The sequence below is a fragment of the Ideonella sp. FW305-24 genome, assembly GCF_058788035.1.
Window position 1 is genome coordinate 210,851 of the sequence record NZ_JBYTAI010000006.1, and the last position, 26,327, is coordinate 237,177.

General features: G+C 70.6%; 23 protein-coding genes. 14 read left to right on the forward strand and 9 right to left on the reverse strand.

Going from position 1 to position 26,327, the window contains the following annotated elements; all coding sequences use genetic code 11:
• Positions 1–2 precede the first annotated feature (2 nt).
• The 5 genes from rbbA to AC3WR5_RS18130 are packed head-to-tail and all read right to left on the reverse strand — an operon-like array spanning position 3 to position 7,776.
• Positions 3–2,756 carry a ribosome-associated ATPase/putative transporter RbbA gene (gene rbbA / locus AC3WR5_RS18110; RefSeq protein WP_492486065.1) on the reverse strand — a complete coding sequence of 918 codons (2,754 nt, stop codon included), beginning with the start codon at positions 2,754–2,756 and terminating at the stop codon, positions 3–5.
• 8 nt (positions 2,757–2,764) lie between these two features.
• A complete protein-coding gene (locus tag AC3WR5_RS18115; protein ID WP_492486067.1) occupies positions 2,765–3,838 on the reverse strand; it encodes an HlyD family secretion protein in 1,074 nt (357 codons plus the stop codon).
• Positions 3,839–3,849: 11 nt separating this feature from the next.
• Positions 3,850–5,244 (reverse strand): efflux transporter outer membrane subunit, encoded by a 1,395-nt coding sequence (locus AC3WR5_RS18120; RefSeq protein ID WP_492486069.1) that lies wholly within the window; start codon positions 5,242–5,244, stop codon positions 3,850–3,852.
• 2 nt (positions 5,245–5,246) lie between these two features.
• Positions 5,247–6,014, reverse strand: a complete 768-nt coding sequence (fabI, locus tag AC3WR5_RS18125; protein WP_492486071.1) for an enoyl-ACP reductase FabI — start codon at positions 6,012–6,014, stop codon at positions 5,247–5,249.
• 1 nt (position 6,015) lies between these two features.
• Positions 6,016–7,776, reverse strand: a complete 1,761-nt coding sequence (locus AC3WR5_RS18130; RefSeq protein WP_492486073.1) for a PHA/PHB synthase family protein — start codon at positions 7,774–7,776, stop codon at positions 6,016–6,018.
• A gap of 136 nt (positions 7,777–7,912) precedes the next feature.
• On the opposite strand from AC3WR5_RS18130, the gene AC3WR5_RS18135 reads away from it, so the two are divergent.
• Complete coding sequence (locus tag AC3WR5_RS18135; RefSeq protein ID WP_492486074.1) at positions 7,913–8,581, forward strand: TetR/AcrR family transcriptional regulator; 669 nt, start codon at positions 7,913–7,915, stop codon at positions 8,579–8,581.
• Here AC3WR5_RS18135 and pdxR read toward each other — a convergent pair.
• Positions 8,573–10,042 carry a MocR-like pyridoxine biosynthesis transcription factor PdxR gene (gene pdxR / locus AC3WR5_RS18140; protein WP_492486075.1) on the reverse strand — a complete coding sequence of 490 codons (1,470 nt, stop codon included), beginning with the start codon at positions 10,040–10,042 and terminating at the stop codon, positions 8,573–8,575. The two genes, AC3WR5_RS18135 and pdxR, sit on opposite strands and share 9 nt — an antisense overlap.
• A 110-nt stretch (positions 10,043–10,152) precedes the next feature.
• Here pdxR and AC3WR5_RS18145 point away from each other — a divergent pair, with 110 nt between their 5' ends.
• The 3 genes from AC3WR5_RS18145 to AC3WR5_RS18155 all read left to right on the forward strand — a co-directional run bounded on the left by AC3WR5_RS18145 (position 10,153) and on the right by AC3WR5_RS18155 (position 14,668).
• Positions 10,153–10,809, forward strand: a complete 657-nt coding sequence (locus AC3WR5_RS18145; protein ID WP_492486076.1) for a pyridoxamine 5'-phosphate oxidase family protein — start codon at positions 10,153–10,155, stop codon at positions 10,807–10,809.
• A 59-nt stretch (positions 10,810–10,868) separates the two neighbouring features.
• On the forward strand, positions 10,869–12,371 hold the full coding sequence (locus AC3WR5_RS18150; RefSeq protein WP_492486078.1) for a GGDEF domain-containing protein: 1,503 nt from the start codon (positions 10,869–10,871) through the stop codon (positions 12,369–12,371).
• Between the two features lie 221 nt (positions 12,372–12,592).
• On the forward strand, positions 12,593–14,668 hold the full coding sequence (locus tag AC3WR5_RS18155) for a hybrid sensor histidine kinase/response regulator (protein ID WP_492486302.1): 2,076 nt from the start codon (positions 12,593–12,595) through the stop codon (positions 14,666–14,668).
• A 28-nt stretch (positions 14,669–14,696) separates the two neighbouring features.
• Here the strand turns inward: AC3WR5_RS18155 and AC3WR5_RS18160 are convergent, their stop codons facing one another.
• Entirely contained in the window at positions 14,697–16,046 is a 1,350-nt protein-coding gene (locus AC3WR5_RS18160) for a CHASE3 domain-containing protein (protein ID WP_231010559.1), read from the reverse strand.
• A 50-nt stretch (positions 16,047–16,096) separates the two neighbouring features.
• Between AC3WR5_RS18160 and AC3WR5_RS18165 the strand changes: the two genes are divergently transcribed.
• Positions 16,097–16,729, forward strand: a complete 633-nt coding sequence (locus AC3WR5_RS18165; protein ID WP_141291274.1) for a response regulator — start codon at positions 16,097–16,099, stop codon at positions 16,727–16,729.
• Positions 16,730–16,749: 20 nt separating this feature from the next.
• Here AC3WR5_RS18165 and AC3WR5_RS18170 read toward each other — a convergent pair whose 3' ends face one another.
• Positions 16,750–17,175, reverse strand: a complete 426-nt coding sequence (locus AC3WR5_RS18170; protein ID WP_492486081.1) for a response regulator — start codon at positions 17,173–17,175, stop codon at positions 16,750–16,752.
• A 268-nt stretch (positions 17,176–17,443) separates the two neighbouring features.
• Here AC3WR5_RS18170 and AC3WR5_RS18175 point away from each other — a divergent pair, with 268 nt between their 5' ends.
• The 9 genes from AC3WR5_RS18175 to AC3WR5_RS18215 all read left to right on the forward strand — a co-directional run bounded on the left by AC3WR5_RS18175 (position 17,444) and on the right by AC3WR5_RS18215 (position 25,854).
• Positions 17,444–17,971: a pyridoxamine 5'-phosphate oxidase family protein gene (locus tag AC3WR5_RS18175; protein WP_492486082.1), complete on the forward strand. Its 528-nt coding sequence runs from the start codon at positions 17,444–17,446 to the stop codon at positions 17,969–17,971.
• A gap of 54 nt (positions 17,972–18,025) precedes the next feature.
• A complete protein-coding gene (locus AC3WR5_RS18180) occupies positions 18,026–18,295 on the forward strand; it encodes a hypothetical protein (RefSeq protein WP_231010557.1) in 270 nt (89 codons plus the stop codon).
• A gap of 83 nt (positions 18,296–18,378) precedes the next feature.
• Positions 18,379–18,819 (forward strand): hypothetical protein, encoded by a 441-nt coding sequence (locus AC3WR5_RS18185; RefSeq protein WP_492486084.1) that lies wholly within the window; start codon positions 18,379–18,381, stop codon positions 18,817–18,819.
• 17 nt (positions 18,820–18,836) lie between these two features.
• Positions 18,837–19,787 carry a YihY/virulence factor BrkB family protein gene (locus AC3WR5_RS18190; protein ID WP_492486085.1) on the forward strand — a complete coding sequence of 317 codons (951 nt, stop codon included), beginning with the start codon at positions 18,837–18,839 and terminating at the stop codon, positions 19,785–19,787.
• A 98-nt stretch (positions 19,788–19,885) separates the two neighbouring features.
• Positions 19,886–22,213, forward strand: coding sequence for a hypothetical protein (locus tag AC3WR5_RS18195; RefSeq protein ID WP_492486087.1), 2,328 nt, complete (start codon positions 19,886–19,888; stop codon positions 22,211–22,213).
• A gap of 97 nt (positions 22,214–22,310) precedes the next feature.
• Positions 22,311–22,889: a TetR/AcrR family transcriptional regulator gene (locus tag AC3WR5_RS18200; RefSeq protein WP_492486089.1), complete on the forward strand. Its 579-nt coding sequence runs from the start codon at positions 22,311–22,313 to the stop codon at positions 22,887–22,889.
• Positions 22,890–22,974: 85 nt separating this feature from the next.
• Entirely contained in the window at positions 22,975–23,694 is a 720-nt protein-coding gene (locus AC3WR5_RS18205) for an SDR family oxidoreductase (RefSeq protein WP_492486091.1), read from the forward strand.
• Positions 23,695–23,726: 32 nt separating this feature from the next.
• Positions 23,727–25,139 (forward strand): DHA2 family efflux MFS transporter permease subunit, encoded by a 1,413-nt coding sequence (locus AC3WR5_RS18210; protein WP_492486093.1) that lies wholly within the window; start codon positions 23,727–23,729, stop codon positions 25,137–25,139.
• Positions 25,140–25,206: 67 nt separating this feature from the next.
• Positions 25,207–25,854 carry a glutathione S-transferase family protein gene (locus tag AC3WR5_RS18215; protein ID WP_492486095.1) on the forward strand — a complete coding sequence of 216 codons (648 nt, stop codon included), beginning with the start codon at positions 25,207–25,209 and terminating at the stop codon, positions 25,852–25,854.
• A gap of 103 nt (positions 25,855–25,957) precedes the next feature.
• Here the strand turns inward: AC3WR5_RS18215 and AC3WR5_RS18220 are convergent, their stop codons facing one another.
• Positions 25,958–26,272: a BON domain-containing protein gene (locus AC3WR5_RS18220; protein ID WP_141288764.1), complete on the reverse strand. Its 315-nt coding sequence runs from the start codon at positions 26,270–26,272 to the stop codon at positions 25,958–25,960.
• Between the last annotated feature and the right edge of the window lie 55 nt (positions 26,273–26,327).

The window sequence follows — 26,327 nt, forward strand, 5'->3', positions numbered from 1 at the left end:
GCTCAGCTTTCCTGCTTCTTCAGCAACACGATGGCCAGCCCCAGGATCACCGGCACCGAGGCCAGCAGCGGCCAGAACGACGGTGCCAGGCCGCTCACGTCCAGCGCCTTGCTGAACACGCCGCGGCTGATGGTGAGGAAGTGCGAGGCGGGATAGATGCGGCCGATGAAGGCGCCCATGCCTTCCAGCGACGACACCGGGTTCAGCAGGCCGGCGAACTGCACGCAGGGGATCATGGTGCCGATCATGGTCACGAAGATCGCGGCGATCTGGCTCTTGGTGAAGGTGGAAGCCAGCAGGCCGAAGCCGGTCGAAGCCACGACGAAGATCAGCGCCGCCAGGCTCAGGGTGGCAAAGCTGCCCTTGATGGGCACGCCGAACACGCTGACGGCCAGCGCCGACATCAGCAGGAAATTGAACATCGCCAGCAGCACATAGGGCAGCTGCTTGCCGAGCAGGAACTCTGTGCGGGTGACCGGCGTGACATAAAGGTTCAGGATGGAACCCAGCTCCTTCTCGCGCACCACCGACAGGGCCGCCAGCATCGCCGGGATCATCATCAGCAGCAGCGGGATGACGGCAGGCACCATGGCCGGCAGGCTCTTCACATCGGGGTTGTAGCGGTAGCGCACCTCCAGCGCGCTGGGCGCGGCCAGCGTCACGCCCAGGCGGTGCTGCGCCATGTCGGCCAGCCACATGGCGTGCATGGCCTGCACATAGCCGCGCACGGTCTCGGCGCGCGTGGGCATCGCGCCGTCGGCCCAGGCGCCGATGGTGGCCACCTTGCCGCGCGCCACGTCGCGCGCGAAGCCCGGCGGGATCTCGATGGCCAGCGCCAGCTCGCCGCTGCGCATGCGGCGGTCCAGCTCGGCGTGGTCGGCGATGGGCGCATGTTCGATGAAGTAGCGCGAGCCCGAAAGGTTCAGCGCGTAGCTCTGGCTCAGGCCCGTCTGGTCCTGGTCCAACACCGCGTAGCTGAGGTTCTCCACGTCCAGGCTGATGCCGTAGCCGATGATGAACATCAGGATGGCCGTGCCCAGCAGCGCCAGCGTGGCGCGCACCGGGTCGCGCCGCAGCTCCAGCGCCTCGCGCTGGCTGTAGCTGAGCAGGCGGGCCAGGCTGAAGCCGCGGCGCGCGGCCGGCGCGGCGGCGGCCCGCACTGCGGCATCGGCGGCCGGCGCTTCGGCAGGCGCGAGCGTGGCAGCCTCCGGCCCCGCGGCCTCTTTCAGGTAACTGATGAAGGCGGCCTCCAGGCTGGCGGCGCCACGCTTGGCCACCAGGGCCTGCGGCGCGTCGGTCACCAGCACCCGGCCGGCGTGCATCAGCGAGATGCGGTCGCAGCGCTCGGCCTCGTTCATGAAGTGGGTGGAGATGAAGATGGTCACGCCATCGCGGCGGGCCAGCTCGATCATCAGCTCCCAGAACAGGTCGCGCGCCACCGGGTCCACGCCGGAGGTGGGCTCGTCGAGGATCAGCAGCTCGGGCTTGTGCACCATGGCCACCGCCAGCGACAGGCGCTGGCGCATGCCCAGCGGCAGGCTTTCGGGCAGGCTGCCCAGCACGTCCTGCAGGCCAAAGCGCGTGGCCATCTCGTCCACCCGCGCGGCCACCTGTTCCGGCGCCACCTTGAACAGCTGCGCGTGCAGCACCAGGTTCTGCTGCACGCTGAGTTCGCCGTACAGCGAGAAGGCTTGCGACATGTAGCCCACGCGGGCGCGGGTGGCGATGTCGCCGCTGGCAATCGGCTGGCCGAACAGCCGGGCCTCGCCCTCGCTGGCCGGCAGCAGGCCAGTCAGCATCTTCATGGTGGTGGACTTGCCGCAGCCGTTCGAGCCGAGGAAGCCGAAGATCTCGCCGCGGCGGATGCGGAAGTCCACATGGTCAACGGCGACGAAATCGCCAAAGCGCATCGTCAGTCCGCGCGCCTCGATGGCAATGGCCTCTGCGCCCCCCTCGTCGGCCTGCAGCGGTGGCACCACGACTTCGTGGTGGCCGCGCCGCCGTTCCTCTGGCAAGAGCGCGATGAAGGCGGCCTCCAGGCTGGCGCAGCCGCTGCGCTGGCGCAGCTCGGCCGGGCTGCCGGTGGCCAGCACGCGGCCGGCGTCCATCGCCACCAGCCAGTCGAAGCGCTCGGCCTCTTCCATGTAGGCGGTGGCGACCACCACGCTCATGCCGGGCCGCTCGGCCCGGATGCGGCCGATCAGCTCCCAGAACTGGGCCCGGGAGAGCGGGTCCACGCCGGTGGTGGGTTCGTCGAGGATCAGCAGGTCCGGGTCGTGGATCAGCGCGCAGCACAGGCCCAGCTTCTGCTTCATGCCGCCCGAGAGCTTGCCCGCGGGGCGCTGCAGAAAGGGCCGCAGGCCGGTGCTGGCGGTCAGCGTGTCGATGCGGCTGCGCCGCTCGGCGCTGCGGTGGCCGAACAGGCGGCCGAAGAACTGCAGGTTCTCCTCGACCGACAGCGTGGGGTAGAGGTTCTTGCCCAGGCCTTGCGGCATGTAGGCAATGCGCGGGCAGACGGCCTCGCGGTGGGCGCGGCTGGCCATGTCGCCGCCCAGCGCCAGCACCGTGCCGGCCTGCACCGCGCGCGCACCAGCCAGCAGCGACAGCAGGCTGGACTTGCCCACGCCGTCCGGTCCGATCAGGCCGACCATGCAGCCGGCCGGCAGCGCCAGCGTCACGTCGTCCAGCGCCACGGTCTTGCCGTGGCGCAGGGTCACGCCGCTGAAGCTCGCGACCGGTGCCGCGGCAGGACTCACTGGAGGGCTCACCGAGGCACCTGCACCGCCAGCTCGGCGGGCCAGGCGGCCTGCGGGTCCAGCTTGAGCCAGGCCACGCCGGGCAGGCCGGTCTTGACCTGCTTCAGGTGCTTCTGCAACAGCTCGCGGCCGATCTGCGCCTTGACGCGGAACATCAGCTTCTGCCGCTCGCTGGCCGTCTCCACCGTCTTGGGCGTGAACTGCGCGGTGCTGGCGACAAAGGCCACCTTGGCCGGGATCACGTACTGCGGCGCGGCGTCCAGCACGATGTGCACCTCGCTGCCCAGCGCCAGCCGGCCGGCCACCTGTTCGGGCACGAAGAAGGTCATGTAGACGTCCGACAGGTCCACCAGGTTCAGCAGCTTGCCGCCGCCGCCCAGCACCTCGCCGGCCTGGGCGATGCGGTACTGCACCCGGCCGGCGCGCGGCGCGGTGAGGGCGCTGTCGTCGATGTCGGCCTGGATGCGGGCCAGCGTGGCGTCTGCGGCAAGCTGCGCGGCCTGGGCGCTGCTGACCTGGGTGCGCGCGGCGACCACGCCGGCCCGGGCCGCGGCGACCTGGGCCTGCGCGGCATTCAACCCAGCCTGGGCGCTGCGCACGCGGGCGCGGTCGTCGTCCAGCTCCTGGTCGGACGACGCGCCTTCCTTGGTCAAGGTCTCGGAGCGGGCCTGGCGGCGGCGGGCGGCGTCCAGCTCGCTCTCGCGCTGCGCAACCTGGGCCAGCGCGGTCTGCACATCGCTCTCGCGCACCGTCACCTGGGCCTGGGCGCTGGCCACGCCGCTGACGGCCTGCTCGCGCCGCGCGCGGCCCTCGTCGCGCTGGGCTTCCAGCGTCTGCACCTGCATGTGGGCCAGCGGCTGGCCGGCGCTGACGAAGTCGCCTTCGTCGACCAGGATGTCCTGCACCCGGCCACCCAGCTTGGTGGCCACGTCGACCTCGGTCGCCTCGATGCGGCCGTTGCCACTGACAAAGCCTTCGCCAGGCCCGTGCGGGCGCAGCGCGCTCCAGGCATAGGCCCCGGCGCCGGCGGCCACGGCCAGCAGGCCGGCGCCCAGGATCAGGTGTTGTTTGGTGATGGGCATGGTGGTGTTCGTCAAAGTGCGTCGCCGCCGAGCGCGGCATAGAGGCTGACCTGGCTGCTCAGCAGCGCGCGCTGGGCCTGCACCTGCTGCTGCTCGGCGGCCAGCAGGTCGCGCTGGGCGTCCAGCACTTCGAGGAAGGCGGCGGAGCCGGCGTCGTAGCGCAGCGTGGACAGGCGGGCGCGTTCGCGCTGGGCCGCCAGCGCCTGCTGGGCGATCGCCAGCTGGCGGGCCAGGCCCTGGCGTGCGGCCAGCGCGTCGTTGACATCGCGGAAGGCGCCCTGCACGGTGGCTTCGTAACGGGCCAGCGCTTCATCCCGGCGCGCCTGGGCGCCGGCCAGGTTGGCCTCGCGGCGGCCGCCGTCGAACAGCGGCAGCGTGATCTGCGGGGCAAAGCTCCAGGCCGCGCTGCCGGTGGCAAACAGCCCGTTCAACTCGGCGCTGGCGGTACCGGCCTGGCCGGTCAGCGCAATGCGGGGGAAAAAGGCGGCGCGGGCGGCGCCGATGTTGGCATTGGCCGCCTTGAGCTGGTGCTCGGCGGCCAGCAGGTCCGGCCTGTGGTCCAGCAGCTCAGCGGGCAGCCCCGGCTGCAGCTCGGCCAGCCGGGTGGCGGCCAGCAGCGGCACGGTGCGGCTGTCCAGCGGGCCGCCGACCAGCAGCATCAGCGCATGGGCCTGGTTGGCCCGCGCGAGGTCGAGCTGGGCGCTCAGCGCCTGGGCCTGGGTCAGCAGCGTCTGCACCTGGGTCAGCGCCAGCCGCGAGGTGGCGCCCACCTCCACCCTGCGGGTGAAGATGCGCAAGCTTTCGCTGCGGCTGCTGACGGTGAGATTGGCCAGCGCCAGGCGCTCGTCCAACTCGCGCAGCGCCAGGTCGGCCTGGGCCACCTGGGTGATGAGGCTGAGACGGGCGGCGGCCTGCGCCGCTTCGCTGGCCAGGAAGCTTTCTCGCGCCGCGCCTTCGAGGCTGCGCACCCGGCCCCAGAAGTCCAGCTCCCAGCTGGCCAGGCCCAGGCCGACCTGGAAGTCATTGCCCACCACCGGCCGACCGGTGAGGTTCAGGTCGCCCGGCACCCGCTGGCGCTGGCCGCCGGCCTGGGCGGCCAGCGTGGGCAGGGCCTCGGCCTGCTGGATGCCCAGCGCGGCGCGGGCCTGCGCCACGCGGGCCGCAGCCTGGCGCAGGTCGCGGTTGTGGTCCAGCGCCTGCGCGATCAGGGCCTGCAGGCGGGCGTCGGCGAAATAGTCCTGCCAGGGCAGCGAGGCAGCCTGGCGCGCCAGCGGCGGCGCGCCCAGCTCGAACTGCGCCGGGACCGGCGGCTCTGGCCGGGTGTACGGCGGCGCCAGCGAGGCGCAGCCAGCCAGCAGCAGGCCGCCAGACCAAACGAAAGCAAGGAAGCGTCGAGATAAATGCATGGCTAGCCCAGGATGTGCATGCCGGCGTCGATGTAGAGCGTGTCGCCGGTGATGGCGCGCGCCAGGTCGCTGACCAAAAAACTGCAGAGCTCGCCGATCTCCTGCTGCGTGACCAGCCGGCGCAGCGGGGCGCGGGCGGCGCTGTCCTGCAGCAGTGCATCGAAATGGGCGATGCCGGAGGCGGCGCGTGTGGCCAGCGGGCCAGGCGACACCGCGTTCACGCGAATGCCGCGCTGCCCGAGCTCGGTGGCAAGGTAGCGCACGCTGGCTTCCAGCGCGGCCTTGACCGGCCCCATCACGCCGTAGTTGGCAATCACCTCGTCGGCACCCTGGTAGCTCATGGTCAGCAAACAACCGCCGTCCGCCATCAGCGGCTCGGCGAGCCGGGCCATGCGCAGCAGCGAGTGGCAGGAGACGTCCATGGCCTGCGCAAAGCCCTCGGGAGAACTGTCGACCACTCGGCCGTGCAGATCCGCACCGGGCGCGAAGGCGATGGAGTGCAGCACGAAGTCGAGCCTGCCCCAGCGCTGGGTGATGGCCTCGAACACCGCTTCCAGCTGGCCGGGCTGCTGCACGTCCAGCGGCAACATCAGCGCCGCGTTCAGCGCCTGGGCCAGCGGTTCGACGTGCGGACGGGCCTTGTCGTTGAGCCAGGTCAGCGCCAGTTCGGCGCCGGCCGCCTGGAAGGCCTGCGCGCAGCCCCAGGCAATGCTCTGTGCGTTGGCGATGCCCACCACCAGGCCTTTCTTGCCGCTCAGGTCGATGACCATGTCAGCGCACCATCACGTAGCTGCCGGGCGCATCGGCCAGCGCGCCCTTGTGGCGGCCACCCATGTGCGGCGGCTTGACCGGGGCGCCGGAATGCGCCGCCAGCCAAGCCTGCCAGGCCGGCCACCACGAGCCTTCGTGCTGCGGCGCCGCCGCCAGCCAGTCGTCCGCCGTCAAGCTCGGGCCTTCGGCAGGACGGGTCAGCAACTGATGGTGGCGATGGCCGGCACCGGGTGGGTTGACGATGCCCGCGTTGTGGCCGCCGCTGGTCAGCGCGAAAGTGATCTCGGCCGGGCACAGGTGGTGCAGCTTGTAGACCGAGCGCCACGGTGCGACGTGGTCGGTCAGCGTGCCCACCATGAACACCGGCAGCCGCAGGTCGGCCAGCGAGACGGGGTGGCCGTCGACCATGAAGCGGCCTTCGGCCAGGTCGTTCTTCAGGAACAGCTGGCGCAGGTACTGCGAATGCATGCGGGCCGGCATGCGGGTGGCGTCGGCGTTCCAGGCCATCAGGTCGTTCATCGGTGCGCGCTGGCCCAGCAGGTATTCGTTGACCATGCGCGACCACAGCAGGTCGTTGGAGCGCAGCATCTGGAAGGCGCCAGCCATCTGGCTGGCCTTGAGGTAGCCGGTGCGCGCCATCTGCGCTTCCAGCAGGCTGACCTGGTTCTCGTCGATGAACAGGCCCAGCTCGCCGGGTTCGTGGAAATCGGTCTGGGCGGCGAACAGCGTCATCGAAGCCAGCGCCTCCGGCTCGGTGCGCGCGAGTGCGGCGGCGGCCATGCTCAGCAGCGTGCCGCCCAGGCAGTAGCCCACGGCATGCACCGGCTGCTTGGGCACGATGTCCCGCACGGCGGCCAGCGCGGCGGCTACGCCCAGCGAGAGGTAGTCGTCCATGCCGAGTTCGCGGTCCTCGGCCTGCGGGTTCTTCCACGAGATGCAGAACACCGTGTGGCCCTGGTCGACCAGGAACTTGATCAGCGAGTTGTGCGGCGACAGGTCCAGGATGTAGTACTTCATGATCCAGGCCGGCACGATCAGCACCGGCTCCGGATGCACCGTGGGCGTGCTGGGGGCGTACTGGATCAGCTCCATCAGCGCGGTCTTCAGCACCACCTTGCCGGGGGTGACGGCCAGGTTGCGGCCGACCTGGAAGGGTTCGGTGCCGGCCGGCGGCGCGTGCACCGCCTCGCGCTGCAGGTCCTCCACGGCGTTGAGGAAACCGCGTGCGAGGTTGGCGCCCAGCTGGGCCTGGGTGCGCTCGAGCACCACCGGGTTGGTGAGCAACTGGTTGCCGGGCGAGGCCAGGTCCAGCAGCTGGCGCGCGCCAAAGGCCACCAGGTCCTGGTGGTGCTTTTCCACGCCCCACACGCCTTGCGTGGCCGCGGCCCACCACTGCTCGGTCAGCAGGAAGGACTGGTGCAGCAGGTTGAACGGCCAGCGCTGCCACTCGGGGGCCTCGAAGCGGCGGTCGTGCGCCGGCGGAGCCACGCAGCAGCCCTCGGCCGGCGCGCGGCCGGCGGCAGCGCCACAGGCCAGCGCGTAGTGGGTCCATTGCTGGGCCTGCTGCCAGGCCAGGCTGCCCAGGTCGGCACGCTTGCCGGGCGAGGCGGCCAGGTGCAGCGACCAGTCCAGCCAGGCCAGCAGCGGCGAGGCCAGCGACAGCGAAGCGCTGCCACGGGCCAGCGCGGCGTGCACCAGCGGGTCGATGCGCTCGGCAAGGCTGGGGAGTTCGGGGCGGGTGAGGAGAGCGGGCGTCGGCATGGCGATGTCCTGCGGGGGACCGGGATGGCGCCAATGTAGGAAGCCGCGGCCCCACCCCTCTTGAGGCAGATCAAGCAAGTGACCGACTGGTCAGTCTCCAATGCCGTGGCAGGACACAACACCAGGAGACATGCGCATGCCAGCCCCCATTCCCTTGCAGGCCTGCGTGGCGCCTGCCCCCGCGCCCCAGCGGCGCCGCGAGCCGCCCGAGGTGCGGGTGCAGCAGATCCTCGATGCGGCGCTGCTGGCCTTTGCCGAGCGCGGTTTCGCGGCCACGCGCATGGACGACATCGCCGCGCTGTGCGGGCTGTCCAAGGGCGGGCTCTACGGCCACTTCAAGGGCAAGGACGAGCTGTTCGAAGCACTGATCGGCCGCCACCTGCAAGTCCCCGATCCGGGCTCAGCAGAGCAGCCGCCGCCCACCGCGCTGCGGCCACTGGTAGAGTGGTTGGTCGGCCGCATGTACCAGCGCATGGGCGATCCCGGCACCACGGCGATGCTGCGCCTGCTGATCGCCGAAGGCCGGCGCGTGCCCGAATTGGTAGCGCGCTGGCGCTCCCAGGTGCTGGAGCCCCATTGGCAGTCGCTCAGTGCGATCCTGGCCGAGGCGGCGGCGCACAGCGGTGCACCGTCCGGCGTGCGGACCGAAGTGCTGGTACGCGAACCGCGGCTGATCCTCGCGCCCGCCGTGTTGCTGATGCTGACGCAGCTGATTTTCGGCGAGCACGATGCGGCAGACGCCGAGCGCATGCGCAGCGCCCACGTGAACATGCTGTGCGAGTGGCTGGCGCCCGCATCAGCCTGAGGTTTCGCGCACGGCCCGTGCCAGCAGCCGGACCTGGCGGTCCATGGCCTGCGCCCTGACATGGCCGTAGCCGAGCACCAGGCCGTTCAGCGGCCCGTGCGGGCAGCCGGGGACCTGGTGCTGGCTCAGGGGCCGAGCCACCACGCCAAGGACAGCGGCACGTGCGCTGGCCTGCACGTCGACCACGCCCTGCGGCAGCGTGATGCACAGGTGCAGGCCCGCGCCGTGGCCGACCGGCACGACGCTCTCGCCGAATTCCTGCTGCAGCGCGGCCAGCAGCGCCTCGCGGCGCTCGCGGTAGAGGCGGCGCATGCGGCGCAGGTGGGCCAGGTAGGCGCCGCTGTGAAGCAGGGCGGCCAGCGCGCGCTGCTCGGGCATGCGGCCGCGCGGCTGCAGCCGGCTCATGGCCTCGGCAAACGGCGCCACCATGCCGGCCGGCACGACGATGTAGCCGGTGCGCAGCGCCGGCAACAGCGTCTTGCTTAAGGTGCCGAGGTAAAACACCGGCGCGGCCGGCTCCAGGCCTTGCAGCGCGTGCAGCGGCGCCTCGGTGTGGCGGAACTCGCTGTCGTAGTCGTCTTCCAGGATCCAGCTGCCATGGCGCCGGGCATTGGCGATCAGCGCGAGCCGGCGCGGCAGGCTGAGCACCGAGCCCAGCGGGTATTGGTGCGAGGGCGTAACGTAGACCAGCTTCGGCGGATGGCGCCAGTCGGCGTCGGTGAGGCGCAGGCCTTCGCCGTCGACCGGCTTGCCGACCACCTTCAGCAGCGCGGACTGGCAGGCCGTGAGCGCACCGCCGTAGCCGGGGTCTTCCAGCCAGGCGGTGTCGCCGGCATCGGCCAGCACGCTGGCGCAGAGCTGCAGGCTTTGCTGGGTGCCGTCGGTGATGAACAGCTGCGCGGCGCTGCAGCGCAAGCCGCGGTTGGCGCGCAGGTGCTGGGCCAGCGCGTCACGCAGCGAGGCGTCGCCCTGCACGCCGGCGTAGCCCAGGTCGGGCGGGCTGGCGTCGCGCCAGGCTCGGTCCAGCAGGCGGCGCCACAGTGCCAGCGGGAACGAGGGCAGGTCCGGCAGGCCGGGCACGAAGGCACGGTCCGGGCCGGGGGTGACGAAGTGCGAACCGTCCACCCCGTCCAGCGGCTCGCTCAGCGACAGCGCGCGGCGGGACAACGGCAGCGCGAGTGTTTCCTCGGCCCGCGGCTGCACCGGCAGCGGCGCCACGCGTGTGCGCCGGCCTTCGGTTCGCACCAGCGCTTCGGCGGCCAGTTGCTCGTAGGCGTACAGCACCATGTTGCGGGCCACGCCGAGGTCGGCCGCGAGCTGGCGGCTGGGAGGCAGCGCGGCGCCTGCAGCAAGCTGGCCGTCCAGGATGGCCAGACGCAGGCCCTGGTGCAACCTGGCCTGGCGCGAGCCGAGGGTCGGGTAGGCTTGATCGACGCTGCGCAGCAGCAGGGCGTAGTCCATGGTGCTGCGGAAACTGGCTCTAAAAACTTGCCGGCAATGGCTCTAGGTGAGGGGCCAATTGTTGCCTATGCTGCGCCGCTTCGCCGTTTTCCCATCCCAGGAGTTGCCCCATGTCCCCGCCCAGTGCCCGCACCCGTGTCAAACGCCTGGCCGAGCTGGCCCGCTACGATGCGGCCACGCTGCATGCCATCGTCGACGCCAGCTACCTCTGCCACATCGCCTTCCATGACGGCAGCAGCAGCCACTGCATTCCCACCGCCTGCTGGCGCGATGGCGAGCGGCTGTATGTGCATGGCTCCAACGGCGGCCGGCTGGTCAAGCTGCTGGGCAGTGGCCGGCAGGTCAGCGTGGCCATCACGCTGATGGACGGGCTGGTGCTGGCCAAGTCGGCCTTCAACCATTCGATGAACTACCGCTCGGCCGTGATCTACGGCAGCTTCGAGGCGGTGGCAGGCGAAGCCGAGAAGCGCCGGCTGATGGACGTGTTCATGCACAAGATCGCACCGGGCCGCGAGCACGATGCGCGCCCTGGCAACGACAAGGAATTTGCCGCGACCACGCTGCTGGCCCTGCCGCTGAACGAGGCCGCTGCGAAGGTGCGCACCGGCGGCCCGCAGGACGATGCCGAGGACCTGGACCTGCCGGTCTGGGCCGGCGTGCTGCCGCTGCTGCTGCAGCCGCAGGCCCCCGTGGCGGCGCCGTACAGCACGGTGCCGGCGCCTGCGTATGTCACCGGCTGGCATGGCCGCTCGCCCTTGCCCGGGTAAAGATTGCCTTTGATGCTGCAGCGCGCAAGGCCGGCCGCGGCTTGGGCCAAAATCGCGCCGTGCGCCATGTTGTAACTCCTTGTATCTCGCTGCCGCTGGGCTTCCTGCTGCTGCAAATCGGCCTCCCGCTCGCCTGGCCCGAGGCTGCGGGCGGCGTGGCCTATCTGGCGATGGTGGTGGCGCCCCTGCTGACGGGGCTGGCCACCGCCTGGCGCGGCTGGCGGGAACCGCAGGCCGCGGCGCGCACCGGCTGGTGGCTGGTGACGGCCAGCCTGCTGGTCTGGACGGTTGGCGGCTTCGGCAACCTCTGGCACGAATGGGTGCTGGGCCTGGCCAACGAGATGTACCGCGGCGCGATGCTGGCCTTCCACCTGGCTGCCGTGCCGCTGACCTTTCTGCTGGCCAGCAGCTGGCAACCCGCTGGCCAAAAATGGGTGCGAGGCATCGACGCGCTGCTGGCGCTGGCGCTGGGCTTCGGCTACTTCCTGATCACCTGGCATGTGCTGACGGTGCACGGCGCGCAGGACCAGCCCGGCGTGCACACGATGATGTGGCTGTTCGACGCGCAGAACCTGTTCATCGTGCTGGGCGCGCTGGTGCGCTGGAGCGCGGCCGAGGAAGCCGACGAGCGCACGCTGTTTGGCGTGCTGCTGGTGCACGCGCTGCTCTACATGGGCGTGGCCGGCTGGAACAACCACTTCATTGCCGGCGATCCGGCCTATGGGCCGGAATACGGCGCAGTGGTCACGGTTGCATTTGCGCTGCTGGCCTCGCTGGCATTGCGGCCACCGCAGGCCGAGCTGGCGCTGCCGCGGCCTCCGGCGGTGCTGGTGCGCAGCGTGCACGCGGCCGGGCCGCTGGTGGTGCCGGGCGCGCTGCTGGTGGTCTCGCTGTTCCTGATCCGCGTGGACTACGCCTGGGGCACGGCAGGCGTGGTCAGCGCAGTGCTGGGCTATGCGCTGCGCAGTGTCGTTTTGCAGGTCAGCCAGATCGCCCGCGGCGAAGCCTTGCAGCGCGAGCACACCGCGCTGCGATCGCTGGCCTGGACCGACGCGCTGACGGGCGTGGGCAACCGCCGCTTCCTTGACCATGCGCTGGCCGGCGCCTGGTGGCGCGAGCAGCGCGGCACCCCGTCGGTGGCGGTGCTGATGATGGACATCGACCACTTCAAGCTGCTCAACGACGAGCTTGGCCACGCGCGTGGTGACGAATGCCTGCGCCAGGTCGCGCAGGCACTGCAGAGCGCCTTGGTGCGGCCGGGCGACATCCTGGCGCGCTACGGCGGCGAGGAATTCATCGCGCTGCTGCAGGAGGTGGACGCCGACGGCGCCCCGGTGGTCGCCGAGCGGCTGCGCGCGGCGGTGCAGGCACTGCAGCTGCCGCACCCGGCCAGCCCGCAGCAGGTGGTGACCATCAGCATCGGTCTGGCCTGCGCGCCGCTGCATGCGGCCAGCGACAGCGCCCGGCTGATCCGCGCGGCCGACCAGGCGCTGTTCCAGGCCAAGCGCGCCGGCCGCAACCGCGTACAGCATCACGCGATGAAGGGCGGCCCGGCCGCCTGATCCCATCGGCGCCAACGAGGTCTCAGGGGTTTTCAGGCACCTGAACAGCCGCTGAACAAGCGCTGTCACAGGACTGCTGCAGACTGCCAGTGCGTGCGGTTTTGTGACCGTTCGTGCAAGCTGCAGCGCAGACACGGCAATGCCCGCATGGCGCCGCGCGAAGCTTGGTGCTAGTCTGAATTCAACCCCAGCTCCTGGACAAGCAGCAGGCCGTGGCCACCATGAATCCCAGCGAATTTCTGGCAGTCGCGGGCGTCTTCTTTCAGGCGACGCTGGCACTGCTGTTCCTGTCCCTGGCGCGCCGCTCGCAAATGCGCGAGGCGGCCTACGTCGCGGCCGGGTTCGGGCTCTGGGCCCTGGTGCAGCTGGCCATGGTCTTCGGGTTGGCCGGCTCGCCACCCGGGCTGCTGGCCGCCGCCTGCTGGATGCCGGTGACGGTACTGGGCATTGCCACACTGGGCAGCCGGCTGCTGCGCGCCCAGCGCCAGCTGAGCTGGCAACTCTCGCAGCAACGCAGCGTGGCCGAGCAGGCCATGGCCCAGGCCCGCGCCAGCGAGGCCCGCCTGGCCGAGCTGACCCAACAGCTGCAGCAGCGCCAGGCGCAATGGCAGGAAGCCCAGAAGGCGCTGGCCGAGGCACGTGAGCAGGCCCAGGTGGCATCGCGCGCCAAGAGCGAGTTCCTGGCCAACATGAGCCACGAGATCCGCACGCCGATGAATGCAATGCAGGGCCTGATCAACCTGGCGCTGCGCAGCCGGCTGGACTCGCGCCAGCGCGGCTACCTGAACCGGGCCCGGGCCGCGGCCGACACGCTGCTGCTGATCATCAACGACATCCTGGACTTCTCGAAGATCGAGGCCGGCAAGCTGGTGCTGGAGCACCGGCCCTTCCTGCTGGTGCAGGTGCTGGACAAGCTGCAGGCCGCCATCGGTGCCAGCGCGCAGGACAAGGGCCTGACGCTGAAGATGGACGTGCCCGAAGACCTGCCACCGGTGCTGGTGGGCGATGCGCTGCGGCTGGAGCAGGTGCTGGTCAACCTCTGCGCCAACGCGGTCAAGTTCACCGCCCGCGGCGAGGTCCGGGTTGCCGTGCGCTGCACGCAGCAGGACAGCAGCGGCGAAGTGCCGAACTGCACGCTGGTCTTCGCGGTGCACGATACGGGGGTCGGCATCCAGCCGGCGCAGGCCGAGCGGCTGTTCCAGCCCTTCGACCAGCTGGACCCATCGAGCACGCGCCAGCACGGCGGGACCGGCCTCGGGCTGGCGATCTGCAAGCAGCTGGTGGCGCTGATGGGCGGCAAGATCGGCGTGCAGAGCAAGCCCGGCGAAGGCAGCGAATTCAGTTTCGATGCGCGGCTGCAGGTGGGCACGGCCGAGCATGCCAGCGTGCTGGTGCAGCAGCGCGAGGCCACCGCGGCCAGCCAGTCGGCCGACCCGGCGGCGGTGCCGGCGATGCTGCGCGGCAAGCGGGTGCTGCTGGTCGAGGACAACGAGTCCAACCAGATCGTCGCGGGCGACCTGCTGCGGGAATACGCCGGCATGGAGGTGCAGCTCGCGCGCGACGGCAAGGAGGCGCTGGCCTGCCTGCGCGACCATCATTTCGACCTGGTGCTGATGGACGTGCAGATGCCGGTGATGGATGGCTACCAGGCCACCGCGCTGATCCGCCGCGAGGCCCGGCACCAGGCGCTGCCCATCATCGCGATGACCGCGCACGCCCTGCCTTCGGACCGCCACAAGAGCCTGGCCGTGGGCATGAACGACTACGTGACCAAGCCCTTCGACCCGGCGCAGCTGTTCCAGGTGCTGGTGCGCTGGCTGGCGCCACGGCCGGTCGTGGCGAGTGCGCCCGCCGCGCGCCCGCCGCCGGCCCTGCTCGGCCAGGCCGCAGCCAGCCCGCGCGCCAGCGGCGCAACCCTGCCTGCGGACGGCGACAACACCGAAGAGGCCGTGTCTTTTGCACTCGGCCTGCAGCGCTGCCTGAGCCAGCGCGACCTGTACCGCAAGGTGGTGCAGCGCTTCGTCAGCGTGCATGCCGAACAGCCGGCGCAGTTGGCGGCGGCACTGGCGCGGGAAGCCTGGCGCGAGGCCGCCGCCCTGGCCCATGACCTGGTCTCGACCGCCGGCACCATCGGCGCCGAAGGCCTGTCGCAGACCGCACGGGCGCTGGAGCAGGCGCTGAATGCCGGCGAGGCGACCCGCTGGGCGGCCTTGCAGGCCACGCTGGCGCTGCAGCATGCGCGTGTCATGCAGGCGCTGACCCGCTACCTCGACGACCAGGCGGCGCCACACCGCTGAGCACGGCCAGCGCGGCCGCGGCACCGGTTCACACCGGCATCGTCGCCTGCACCGTGGTGCCCTCGCCGGGGCTGGAATGCAGTGTCAGGTCGCCCTGGCACGAGCGCACCCGGAACCGCATGCCGGCCAGGCCGTGGGCGCCCTGGCGGATGTGGGCCGGGTCGAAGCCCAGCCCGTCATCCTTCACCTGCACCCGCACCCGTTCGCCCTCACGGCGCAGCGTGACGTGCACGTTGTGCGCCGAGGCGTACTTGGCGATGTTGGTCAGCGCCTCCTGCACCAGCCGGTAGATGGCCAGCGCGCGGTCGGATTCCATCTGCACATCGTCGATCTCGGTGTGCACCGCGATCTCGCTGCGCTGGGCGAACTCCACGCACAGGATCTCCAGCGTGCGCTGCAGCCCGAGGTTGTTCAGCGACGAAGGGTGCAGGTCCTCGATGATGCGGCGCTTCAGCGCAATGCCTTCGTCCAGCGTCTTGGCCAGGTGCACGATGCGCTCGTTGACCTCGGGCTTGGCCTCGACCAGGCGCTTGCGCATGCGGGCCACGTCCAGCTTGGCGGCCGTCAGCAGCCCGCCGAGTTCGTCGTGCAGCTCGCGGGCCAGGCGGTGGCGCTCGTCCTCGCGCACGCTTTGCAGGTGCTTGGCCAGGTCCACCAGCTCGTGGGTGCGGCGGTCGACCTCGGTTTCCAGCTTGTCGCGCTCGGCCTGCAGCGCGAGCAGGTGCTGCACCCGCTCGCGCTCGCGGTCGCGCGAGAGCCGCTGCATCGCGAACACCGCGGCCAGGCACAGCGCCACCATCGCCGCCAGGCCCAGCCTGGCCCAGACCTGCATGCGGTCGCGCTGGCGGCCGGCGGCGTCGAAGGCCTGGGCCTCGGTGAGGTTGATCTCGTCGGCCTGGCGCGTGACCTGCTCCATGTAGTCGCGGCCGATGTCGGTCATGAACAAGGCCATCGCATTGCTGCGGTCGCCGGTGTCGAACAGCCGCACGACTTCCTGCGTCTCTGAGACCTTGCGCGCGGCCACGTCGGCCACCTTCAGCAGCGTGTCGCGCTGCGCCGGGCGCTTGTCGGCCAGCGTGCGCACGTCGGTGATGGCGCCGTTCAGGTCGTCCAGCGTGCTGTCATACGGCTGGCGGTAGGCGGTGCGGCCGGTCAGCAGGTAGCCGCGCTGCGAGGACTCGACGACCAGCAGCAGGCGGCGCAGCCGGCCCACCACATTGCGCGTCTCCAGCGCCTTCTCGCGCTCGGCGTTGTACGAGGCCACGCTGTGCACGCCCATCTCGTTGACCAGCAGCACCAGCAGCGCCAGGGCCACCGCGAGCGGGCCGATCAAGCTGGCGAACGGGATGCTGGTCAATCCCCTTGTCACGCTGCGCATCGCAACCCCTTACACTGCAAGCTGGGTATCTTGGCCCGCCGGAGAAAAACATGATTCGCATTGGCATCGTTGACGATCACGCCATTGTTCGGGCGGGGCTGCGCCAGTTCCTCACCGAGCAAGTGGACTTCCGCGTGACGGCCGAGGCGGTCAACGGCAAGGAAGCGCTGGAGATCGCCCGCGGCGACGAGGTCGACGTGCTGCTGATGGACATCTCGATGCCCGACCAGAGCGGCGTCGATGCGCTGGTCGCCATCAAGGCCCGCCGCCCCGAGCTGCCGGTGCTGATCCTCAGCGGCTTCCCCGAAGCCCACTACGCCACCACGCTGCTGCGCCAGGGCGCCAGCGGCTACCTGAACAAGGAATGCGACCCGGAGGAGATCGCCACCGCGATCCGCACCGTCTCGCGTGGCCGGCGCTACATCACGCCCAGCGTGGCCGAGATGCTGGCCGACAACATCACCGGCAACCTCGACCGGCTGCCGCACGAAGCGCTCAGCGAGCGCGAGCTGCAGGTCTTCCTGCGTCTGGCCAAAGGCGAGACGGTGAGCCACATTGCCGACAGCATGTTCCTCAGCGTCAAGACCGTCAGCACCTACCGCGCGCGGGTCATGGAAAAGCTTTCGCTGTCGACCAACAGCGAGCTGACCTACTACGCACTGAAAAACGGCCTCATTCAATAAGGTCGCCGCCCGCGACAACCTCATTGCAAGCCCGCGGCGCTCTGGCCGCCGGTTGGATCGCCCCCGGCACCCTGGCCGGCGAGTTCGATGCAGTAGTCGATCAGCAGTTCGATCTCGCTGGACTTGTCGAACACCCGGTCTGCGCCCAGCGAGGCGCATTGGCTGCGCACGCTGGGCGTGGCGAAATTCGTCAGCACCACGCGCGCCGCCAGGTGCTCGTCTTCCTTCAGCGCCCGCAGCACATCCATCCCTGAGCCCTTTTTCAGGAAGATGTCGACGATCACCAGATCGCAATCGTGCACCTCCCGCACCAGCCACTGCGTGGCCGATTGCGCATCTTCCGCCGCACCCACGACCGTCACCGGCGCCATTTCCTCCAGCGCGGCAACCAGGTTGCCGCGAATGATGGGGCTGTCCTCGACGACAAAGATCTTGAGTTTGGGCATCAGCGGATGCGCCCGACGCTGTCGTCGGCGACGAGCACGCAGTAAAGGACCGAGTGTAGAGGTGGGGTCTGACTGGACTTGTAGGAAGAGTCTTATTTTGCCGGCTGCGTCGGCCTGATCCCACAGGGGCTCGCGGCCCACACCGACCCCCGCGAACCCGCTCACGGCCCACCATCAGGGCTCATCGGCGCGCATCTTCCATCGTCATCTGATCGTCCTGCACGCCGCCCCGACATGCCGCCTTTGAGCGGCCCGCCAGGAAGCTTGCATGACCTCCCATTCCAACGCGCCCGATCCCGACCGCAGCACGCAGGCGCTGCGACAGGCGCTGGACATGGCCTTCGACATCCGCTTCGCGATGGTCTCGATCCCCGGTGCCCGCGTGGTGCCGCGCCCGATGCTCACCCAGCGCCTGGACGACGAGGACAGGTTGTGGTTCTTCGCCCCCGCCGCCAGCGAGCTGGTGCGCGCACTGCCGGGTGAGCATCGCCTGCTGCTGACCTATGCCGACCCCGGCGCCCAGCGCTACGTGAGCGTCGAAGGCGGCGGCGTGGTGCTGCGCGACGAGGCGCTGGCGCGCGACATGTGGGCGCCGATGGACCAGGCCTATTTCCACGGCGGCCCGGCCGACCCCGCGCTGCGCCTGCTGTGCGTGCGGCCGCAGCGCGCCGAACTGTGGGCCCAGGACGGCACCCGCCTGGGCCAATACGCCCGCCTGCTGGCCGCGGCAGCCGGCCTGACCCCGCCCTCACCCGATCCGCTCAAGCGCCACGCCGTGATCCTGCGGCGTGACTGAGCCGTGAGCGCCCCCCGTCCAACCCGCATTCTTTGCCCGCCAGGAGTGAACACCATGCTGAAGAAACTGTCCCTGATCGTGTTGACTGCGCTGACCACCGAGTTTGTCCGCCGGGTGGTCGAGCGCGCGGTGCAGCGCGCCGACGAACGCAAGCACCTGGCCCACAAGGCCGCGCAAAAGCAGGACGTGGCGCGCTGGGAGGACGAAGGCGGTGCGGTGGTGACACCCGCGCTGCCGGTGCCGACCCAGAGCGCCCAGGCCCAGGCCAATGCACCGCGCGGCCCTTCCAGTCCCGCCCAAGGCACGCCAGCGGCCGCGCTCTGAGCACAGAGCCGCGCCGCCCGCGCCGATTTTCTTGTTCATCAACAGAAGGCCGCCCTGCTTGCCAGCCGGCCCAGGAGACTGCCATGACCCGTTTGATTGCCCCATCCTCCACCCCGCAGCCCATGCACCGTGGCGCACGTGCCGCGCTGCTGGCCGTTGCCAGCCTGGCGCTGGCCGCCGCCGGCCATGCGGCCACGCCCACGGTGTCGAGCTACCAGGCCGAGCGCCAGGCCTGCGCGACCAAGCCCGACACCGACCGCGCAGCCTGCCTGCGCGAAGCCGGCGCCGCGCAGGACGCAGCGCGCCGCGGCCAGCTGACCAGCCCCAGCCCCGAGCAGCTGCACACCAACGCAGTGGCGCGCTGCGCGCCACTGCCCAATGACCAGCGCGAAGCCTGCCTGCGCCGCATCGAAGGCGAGGGCGCGACGACCGGCAGCGTGCAGCAGGGCGGCGTGATGCGCGAGCTGGTGGTGCGTGCCCCCGGGCAGCTGCCGCCGCCCGCTCCGGCCCCGGCCCCGCGCTGAGCGACGCAGGCTCACCGATGAGCCCGCCGCCCCCGCCCTCCCGCCCTTGCCCGGCACCGCCGGGTGACGGCGGCGTGTGGCACCTGCTCAAGGGCACGCTGCAGGCCTTCATCGACGATGACGGCAGCAGCCGTGGCGCGGAACTGGCGTACTACACGCTGTTTTCCGCCGCGCCACTGCTGTTGATCGTGATTGGCGTGGCCGGCCTGGTCTTCGGGCCCGACGCCGCGCGCGGCGAGATCTTCGAGCAGCTGCGCGGGCTGATGGGCCCCACCGGCGCGGCCGCGATCCAGGCGCTGCTGGAAAGCGTCAACCAACCCCACGAAAGCCTGGGCGCCACGGCGTTGGGCATTGTGCTGACCCTGATCGGCGCCACCAGCGTGCTGGCCGAACTGCAGCGCTCGCTGGACCAGATCTGGTGCGTGCCCACGCCACCCAGCTCGGGCCCATGGTCGCTGGTGCGCGCGCGCCTGCTTGGCCTGGGGCTGATCCTCTGCCTGGGCTTCCTGCTGGCAGTGTCGCTGGTGCTTTCGGCCGGCATCGCGGCCACGATGCGCTGGTGGTCGCGCTGGTTCGGCGAATGGGCGCTGCTGGTCGAGGCGGTGAACCAGCTGCTGTCGGTCGGGCTGATGGCGGTGGTCTTCGCGCTGATCTACAAGATCCTGCCGAGTGCCAAGGTGCGCTGGGCCGACGTTGGCACCGGCGCGCTGTTCACCGCGCTGCTGTTCACCATCGGCAAGGGCTTGATCGGCTGGTACATCGGCACCAGCAGCGTGGCCTCGGGCTTCGGCGCGGCCGGCTCGTTTGTGGTGGTGTTGATCTGGGTCTATTACTCGGCGCAGATCTTCCTGCTCGGCGCCGAATTCACCTGGATCCATGCACAGCAACGGCAAGGCTTGCGGCGCGCCGCTTCGCCCGTCGCCGCCGGGCCGCAGCCGGTGCAGCACAAGCACCGGCTGCGCGCCTGAACGCTTGCGATTGGCCCGGCCACACGGGCCATCGTCCTACAGGGCTTGAAGCGCTGGTCTGAAACAGCCGGGAGGCCGACGCGGCCACAGTGCAAGACATGCCATCCCTGTTGCACCCCTTGTCGGCCAGCGCCGGCCCGTCGCCAGCCGCTGCGCCTGACAAGGCCGGGCGCCCCCGCCGTCGTGGCCCGCTGGTGGCCGGCGGCGTGCTGCTGGCCCTGGTGGCCGGCGTGGCCATTTGCGAATGGGCCGGCTGGCCCTTCCTGATCGAGCCGCTGCGCGGCCGCGTCGAAAATGCGCTGCAGCGCCCTGTCACGCTGGAAGGCAAGTCCAGCCTGCACCTGCTGGGCGGCGTGAAGCTGGACGTGGACCACATGCGCGTGGCCGATGCCGACTGGACCGGCAGCCCGGCGATGCTGGACGTGCAGGACCTGAAGCTGCAGCTGCGCTACCGCGACCTGTTTGCCGCCGGCCGCGGACAGGGGCTGCGCGTGCGCTCGCTGACGGCCCACACGCTGAGCGCCAACCTGGCGCGCCGCGCCGACGGCGAGGCCAACTGGGCGCTGGGCCCGCTGGCCGCCAAGGAACCGGCCGCCACGCCGAACAAACCCTCCCGGCTGGTGATGGACGAACTGCTGGTCGACAGCTTCTCCGGCCAGTACAAGGACGCCTTCCTGATGGCCGACGCGACCTTCAGCGGCGCCTTGACGGCCGGCGAGCAAAACGGCACCGGCGGGCTGCGGGCCCAGGCCGATGGCCACTACCGCAAGGCCGAGCTGCATGCGCGGCTCAGCTCCGAATCGCCGCTGCCCATGCTCACCGAAGGCGGGCAGGCGCCGCCGGTCGCGGTCGTCTTCAAGCTGTCCACCGGCCAGGTCAAGCTGGACTTCGACGGCAGCGTGTCGGACATGCTGGGCGCGCGCAACCTGCGCGGCAAGTACCAGCTCTCCGGCCCATCGCTGGCCGCCGTGGGCCAGCCGCTGGGGCTGACGCTGCCGACCACCGAGGACTTCACGATGCACGGCGACCTGGTCCGCGAGGGCCCGCGTTTCCGCACCCACGTGGCTGCGGCGCGCGTGGGCCGCAGCCAGATGTCCGGCGACTTCCTGTTCGACACCAGCGGCAAGCGCAATGTGCTGACCGGCGCGCTGAACGCCGGTGTGCTGTGGCCCTCGGACCTGGCCCCGGCAGTCGGCGCGCCGAACGATGCCGCCACCGCGCGCCGCCAGGCCGACGACAAGGTGCTGCCGCAGCGCGAATTCGACCTGCCGTCGCTGAAGGCGATGGACGCCTCGGTGGACCTGCACATCCTGCGCATGCCGCTGAACAAGGACGGCAGCACCAGCATCACGCCGCTGAACGCCAAGCTCACGCTGGACAACGGCAACCTGCAGCTGGACATCGACAAGGCACAGCTGGGCGACGGCCAGATCCGCGGCCGCATCGGCCTGGCGGTGAGCGACAAGCCCGGCAGCGCGCCCCGCAAGGCCGATCCGTCCACGCTCGCCGCGGCGCGCGAGGCTGCGGCGTCCGAAGCCGCCGCCGATGCCAGCGCGGTGATGGGCGAGGCCGCGCAGGCGCTGGCGGCCGCCCCCCTGCGCGCGCCCACCGCGTCCGACCCGCTGGGCATGCAGGCCGCGCGGCCCGAAGCCGTCAGCGACGCGCACTGGTCGACCGACCTGCGCTGGACCGGCATCGCCATCGAGCAGGTCGTTCCGACACCCGGTTCCAGCACCACCGCCAAGCCAGGCGAGGATCCCACGACCAAGGACAAGGTGCTGCGCGCCATCAAGGGCGGCGAGCCGGTCAAGGCCGGCACCAAGGGCCCGGCCGCACCCTATGCCAGCGGCCGCCTGGCCGGCCGCATCAAGCTGGACGGGACCGGCCGCTCGACCGCACAGATCCTCGGCAGCGCCACCGGCCAGGCCCAGGTGCTGTGGACCCGCGGCACCGTTTCGCATCTGCTGGTCGAAGCCGCGGGGCTGGACCTTGCGCAGTCGCTGGGCCGGCTGATCTCGGGTGACGAGCCGCTGCAGGTGCGCTGCGGCGCCGGCTCGCTGGCCTTCAACAACGGCGTGGTCAAGCCCATGCCGCTGGTGATCGACACGCATGACTCGACGCTGTGGGTGGACGGCGAGCTGTCGCTGAAGACCGAACAGCTGGGCCTGCGCGCGCTGGTCTCGCCCAAGGACGGCACGCCCATCAGCCTGCGCAGCCCCGTGCGCCTGACCGGCACGCTGGCCTCGCCGGGCTTCTCGATCGAGAAGGGCCCGCTGCTCGAGAAAATCGTGCCCAGCGTGCTGCTGGCCTTCGTGAACCCGCTGGCCGCGATCATCCCGCTGATCGACACCGGTGACGAGAAGGCCGCGCAGGAGGCCGACCTGGCCTGCCGCAACGTGGCCGAGCGCATCACCGGCAAGCGCTGAGCCACGCAGCCGGCCCTTCACGGCGCCGGCTGCCATCCCGCTTGACGGGGGTTCGCAGGTTAAATATGATGCTCGTCATATTTTTCTGAATCCCCTCATGAGTCGCACGCCCCAGAGCCGCAAGGCCGAAAGCCACGATCGCATCGTCGCAGCCGCAGCGCGGGCCATCCGCCTGCGCGGCTATGCCGGCGTCGGCGTGGCCGAGGTCATGAAGGAAGCCGGCCTGACCCACGGCGGCTTCTACGCCCACTTCGACTCGCGCGACGCCTTGCTGGTGGCCGCACTGGAACGTGCCGGGCGCGAGAGCGTGGAAAACCTCGGCAAGGCCGCCGAGCGGCATGCAGGGAAGGGCCACAGCGCCTTTCGCTCGCTGGTCGAGAGCTACCTGGCGGACAACCTGCTGAAGTCGCTGGACGCCGGCTGCCCGGTGGCGGCGCTGGGCTGCGACATGCCGCGCCAGTCCGCGCCGGTGCGCGAAGCTTCGGCGCTGCGCGTGCAGCGGCTGATCGCAGGCATACGCAACACCTTGCCCGCCGCCTCGCAAGCCGGCGCCAGCGTCATCGCCGCCACGCTGGTGGGCACGCTGCAGCTGGCCCGCGCGCTGGGCGACAACGACGAGGGCCGCAGCCTGCTGGCCACCACCCGAAAGGCCTTGCTGCTTCAGCACGACGGCTGAACCTGCGCCGGCCGTCGTGCCCCTTTTTTTGCCCAGCAATATGACGAGTGTCATATTTTCATCCCTGCCTCAGGAGTTCCTCATCATGAAGATCGACAACACCATCGCCCTCGTCACCGGCGCCAATCGCGGCATCGGCCTGGCCTTCACCAAGGCCTTGCTGGCGCGCGGCGCGCGCAAGGTCTACGCCGCCGCGCGCGACCCGGCCAGCGTGCCGGCGCTGCCGGGCGTCGAAGCGATCCAGCTGGATGTCACCAAACCTGACCAGGTGGCCGCCGCGGTGGCCCGCGCCGGCGACGTGAACCTGCTGGTCAACAACGCCGGCGTCGGTCAGTTCGGCGGCTTCCTGGCCGCCGACAGTGAGGAGGTCGCGCGGCAGATGCTGGAGGTCAACTTCTTCGGCATGTTGCGCATGAGCAAGGCCTTCGCGCCGGTGCTGGCCGCGAATGGTGGCGGGGAGGGCGGCGGCGCACTGCTGAACGTGCTGTCCATCGTCTCGTGGATCAACGGTGGCGAGCTGGCCGGCTATGCCGCGAGCAAGTCCGCCGCCTGGTCCCTGACCAACGCGCTGCGCCACGAACTGGCTGCGCAGCGCACCCAGGTGCTGGGCCTGCACATGGCCTTCGTCGACACCGACCTGGTGCGTGCGGTGGACGGCCCGAAGACCAGCCCCGAGCTGATCGTCGCCCGCGCACTCGACGGCCTGGAAGCCGGCCTCGATGAAGTGCTGGCCGACGAGCGTACCCAGCTCACCAAGCTGGGCCTGGTCGCCGCCCGGCCGAGCTACCTGCCGCAAGCCGCCTGAGCCTGAAACACACGTCCACCGGGAAGCCCGCCATGACCCTCGCCACCGCCACCGCGCCTCTGCCCACCGCCCGCGCGGCGTCCTCCTGGCCGGTGTTCTGGGTGGCCAGCGTCGCGGCCTTCCTGGTCTCGCTGGACAGCACGCTGCTGTACGCCGCGTTCGGCGCGCTGCGCAGCGGTTTCCCGGGCGCAACGGCGGCCGAGATGTCGTGGGTGCTGAATGCCTATACCGTGGTCTATGCGGCAATGCTGATCCCGGCAGGAGGGCTGGCCGACACACATGGCCGCAAGCGCGTGTTCCTGTTCGGCGTCACGCTGTTCATTGCCGCCTCTGCCGCCTGCGGGCTGGCCGGCAGCGTGGGCTGGCTGATCGCAGCGCGGGTGCTGCAGGCGGTGGGCGCGGCGCTGCTGACGCCGGCTTCGCTGTCCATCGTGCTGGCCGCCTTCCCTCAGGAGCGGCGGGCGCTGACGGTGAGCCTGTGGGGCGCGGTGGGCGGCTTCGCGGCGGCCGTCGGGCCCAGCCTGGGTTCGCTGGTGGTGCAGAGCGTGGGTTGGCCGTGGGCGTTTTTCATCAACCTGCCGATTGGCGCGATCTCGCTGTGGCGCGGTGCTGCGCTGCTGGCTGAAACGCCGCGCGCCAGCACCCGCCGCAAGATCGACGCGGTGGGCATGGCGCTGCTGGTCACGGCTGTCGGCGCGCTGGCCCTGGCCATCGTCCAGGCGGACGCGCCGAGCTGGTCGCGCAGCCAGCTTGGCGCGGTGGCCGCCACCGGCTTGATCGCGCTGGTGGCGTTTGTGATCTGGGCGCGCCATGTGCGCGAACCGCTGGTGGACCTGGGACTGTTCCGCCACCGCACCTACAGCCTGGTGAACCTGGCCACGCTGAGCTTCGGCATTGCGTTTGCGATGATGTTCTTCGCGTTTTTCTTCTACATGAGCGAGGTCTGGCACTACAGCCAGGCGCTCGCCGGCCTGGCCATCGTGCCGGGCCCATTGACGGTGATGCCGGTGGCCATCCTCACCGGCCGCCTCGCCGGCCGCTACGGCCACCGGCCCTTCCTGGTCGGCGGTGCGTTGCTGTATGCGGCGGCCGGGCTGTGGTTCATGCGGGTGCCCGGGCTGGAACCGGCGTACCTGACGCACTGGCTGCCCGGCCTGTTCCTCAGCGGGGCCGGCGTCGGGCTGGTGATGCCTTCGCTGTCGGGTGCCGCGGTCAGCAAGCTGCCGGCGGCGCACTACGCGGTGGGCAGCGCGGTCAACCAGGCGGTGCGCCAGATCGGCGCTGTGATCGGCGTGGCCATCACCGTGCTGCTGCTGGGCCACGGCGCGCTGCAGCGGCACGACTTCGATGCGGTCTACGCACTGCACATCGGCCTGGCGCTGCTGACGGCCGCGTTGTGCCTGGGCGTGCGCACCCGGCCGGTGGCCGCTGCCGCGAAGACCTAGGCAGCGCAGTGTGGACGGCCGGCAGGCCCGGTCGCAGAATGCGCCGGTCTCATTGCCGGAAGCCGCCGTGGCCCTTGACGCACCCACCTTCACCCTCTATGGCGCCAAGGCCTCTGGCGCGGTCGCCGTCGAAGCGGCGCTGACCTTGCTGACGCTGCCTTACCAGCTCATCGAAGGTGCCACCTGGGCCGAGCCCGAAGCGCGCGAGCGCGTGGCGCCCGTCAACGCCATGCGGCAGATTCCTACGCTGGTATTGCCCGGCGGCCAGGTCATGACCGAAAGCGCCGCGATCCTGATCTACCTGGCAGACCTGCACCCTGCCGCCGGCCTGGCCCCGACGCCTGCCGACCCGCTGCGCCCCCAGTTCCTGCGCTGGATGCTCTACGTCTCATCCGCCATCTACGCGCTGCACTGGATCAAGCCCGATGTGCAGCGCATTGGCGCACCGGCCAGCGCCCGTGAACAGGTCGTCAACGCCGTGCATGAGCGCATCGCCTTCTGCTGGCAGCACATGGACAGCCAGCTCGCCCCCGGCCAGTACCTGCTGGGCGACACGCTCACCGTGCTGGACCTCTATGTCGCGGTGGTCTCCCGCTTCGGCCCATGGCGCGAACGCTTCTGCGAAGCCGCCCCACGCATGGCGCAAGCAATGGCCCGCGTGGACGCGCACCCGCGCCTGCAGGCGCTGTGGCGCGAGCGTTTCGACGAGGCATGAGCAGACGAAAAAATGCCCGAGCCGGGAGACCCGGGTCGGGCAGAAGGTCAGGGCTCAGGAAAAACTCAGTCGTCGACGGGCCCGGTCAGGGCCTGTCGGAAGCTCAAGGGCGAACGACGATGTCGTTGCGCACGGCCTTCACGCCGCCGGTGCCGCGCGCGATGGCGTCGGCCTGCGAGCGCTCGGCCGTGCTCTTGGCGAAGCCGGACAGTTGCACCACGCCCTTCATGGTTTCAACGCTGATCGACATCGCGCTGACGGTAGGGTCGCTGGCAAAGGCGGACTTGACGCGGGCGGTCAGCGCCGAGTCGTCGATGTAGGCACCCACCGATTCCTGCTCGCGCGTGACCGCGCAGCCGGTGGTGGCGAGGACAGCGGTGGCCGAGATGACAGCGGCAAGGATGAAACGTGCATTCATGGGGATCTCCAGTGGGGTTGTGAGTTGTGAACGGGAAAAAATAAGCGGGAAGCGA

What these genes read in the sequence shown, in the direction of transcription:
- AC3WR5_RS18190 (WP_492486085.1), top strand. Translation starts at nt 18,837, where the DNA reads ATGAGCCCGCCGCCCCCGCCCTCCCGCCCTTGCCCGGCACCGCCGGGT.
- pdxR (WP_492486075.1), bottom strand. Translation starts at nt 10,042, where the DNA reads ATGGACTACGCCCTGCTGCTGCGCAGCGTCGATCAAGCCTACCCGACC.
- AC3WR5_RS18205 (WP_492486091.1), top strand. Translation starts at nt 22,975, where the DNA reads ATGAAGATCGACAACACCATCGCCCTCGTCACCGGCGCCAATCGCGGC.
- AC3WR5_RS18185 (WP_492486084.1), top strand. Translation starts at nt 18,379, where the DNA reads ATGACCCGTTTGATTGCCCCATCCTCCACCCCGCAGCCCATGCACCGT.
- AC3WR5_RS18135 (WP_492486074.1), top strand. Translation starts at nt 7,913, where the DNA reads ATGCCAGCCCCCATTCCCTTGCAGGCCTGCGTGGCGCCTGCCCCCGCG.
- AC3WR5_RS18115 (WP_492486067.1), bottom strand. Translation starts at nt 3,838, where the DNA reads ATGCCCATCACCAAACAACACCTGATCCTGGGCGCCGGCCTGCTGGCC.
- AC3WR5_RS18160 (WP_231010559.1), bottom strand. Translation starts at nt 16,046, where the DNA reads ATGCGCAGCGTGACAAGGGGATTGACCAGCATCCCGTTCGCCAGCTTG.
- AC3WR5_RS18220 (WP_141288764.1), bottom strand. Translation starts at nt 26,272, where the DNA reads ATGAATGCACGTTTCATCCTTGCCGCTGTCATCTCGGCCACCGCTGTC.
- AC3WR5_RS18200 (WP_492486089.1), top strand. Translation starts at nt 22,311, where the DNA reads ATGAGTCGCACGCCCCAGAGCCGCAAGGCCGAAAGCCACGATCGCATC.
- AC3WR5_RS18210 (WP_492486093.1), top strand. Translation starts at nt 23,727, where the DNA reads ATGACCCTCGCCACCGCCACCGCGCCTCTGCCCACCGCCCGCGCGGCG.
- AC3WR5_RS18180 (WP_231010557.1), top strand. Translation starts at nt 18,026, where the DNA reads ATGCTGAAGAAACTGTCCCTGATCGTGTTGACTGCGCTGACCACCGAG.
- AC3WR5_RS18155 (WP_492486302.1), top strand. Translation starts at nt 12,593, where the DNA reads ATGAATCCCAGCGAATTTCTGGCAGTCGCGGGCGTCTTCTTTCAGGCG.
- AC3WR5_RS18195 (WP_492486087.1), top strand. Translation starts at nt 19,886, where the DNA reads ATGCCATCCCTGTTGCACCCCTTGTCGGCCAGCGCCGGCCCGTCGCCA.
- AC3WR5_RS18170 (WP_492486081.1), bottom strand. Translation starts at nt 17,175, where the DNA reads ATGCCCAAACTCAAGATCTTTGTCGTCGAGGACAGCCCCATCATTCGC.
- AC3WR5_RS18145 (WP_492486076.1), top strand. Translation starts at nt 10,153, where the DNA reads ATGTCCCCGCCCAGTGCCCGCACCCGTGTCAAACGCCTGGCCGAGCTG.
- AC3WR5_RS18175 (WP_492486082.1), top strand. Translation starts at nt 17,444, where the DNA reads ATGACCTCCCATTCCAACGCGCCCGATCCCGACCGCAGCACGCAGGCG.
- AC3WR5_RS18120 (WP_492486069.1), bottom strand. Translation starts at nt 5,244, where the DNA reads ATGCATTTATCTCGACGCTTCCTTGCTTTCGTTTGGTCTGGCGGCCTG.
- fabI (WP_492486071.1), bottom strand. Translation starts at nt 6,014, where the DNA reads ATGGTCATCGACCTGAGCGGCAAGAAAGGCCTGGTGGTGGGCATCGCC.
- AC3WR5_RS18130 (WP_492486073.1), bottom strand. Translation starts at nt 7,776, where the DNA reads ATGCCGACGCCCGCTCTCCTCACCCGCCCCGAACTCCCCAGCCTTGCC.
- AC3WR5_RS18165 (WP_141291274.1), top strand. Translation starts at nt 16,097, where the DNA reads ATGATTCGCATTGGCATCGTTGACGATCACGCCATTGTTCGGGCGGGG.